This window comes from Hungatella sp. SL.1.14 (assembly GCF_024460495.1).
In the GTDB taxonomy this organism is placed as follows: Bacteria; Bacillota; Clostridia; order Lachnospirales; family Lachnospiraceae; genus Hungatella; species Hungatella hathewayi.
This window is the reverse complement of sequence record NZ_JANFYJ010000290.1, coordinates 1-305: the sequence shown is the minus strand read 5'-3', so window position 1 is coordinate 305 and position 305 is coordinate 1. Positions and strand designations below refer to the sequence as shown.

1 protein-coding gene is annotated in these 305 nt (G+C 44.6%); it reads right to left on the bottom strand.

The features are described 5' to 3' along the window. The coding region (locus NE473_RS31040) for a glycoside hydrolase family 38 N-terminal domain-containing protein (protein ID WP_349769272.1) at positions 1-240 on the bottom strand (240 nt) is incomplete at its 3' end. Positions 241-305 lie beyond the last annotated feature (65 nt).

Below are 305 nucleotides of genomic sequence, written 5' to 3'. Positions count from 1 at the left end.
CCATCTACCCTCTTTCACCCGGCTTCTGATCTCCTCAAACATGGATGGATCATTTTCCTCCACCCATTCATAATAGGTGGCAGAACTGCCGGTAAAGATAAAGTCGTCGTATTCTTTCATCCGGTCCAGCACAGATTTAAAAGTTGCCTTTACCTCCTGCAGCCCCTCCTGCCACTGCCAGAGCCAGACAACATCAATATGAGCATTTCCTATCATGTATAATTTTTTATCTTTCTCCATTCCGATCCCTTTCCTGTTCCCATTCCTCTTCCCATTCCAGCAGATTCACTATTTTTATGTTCCTG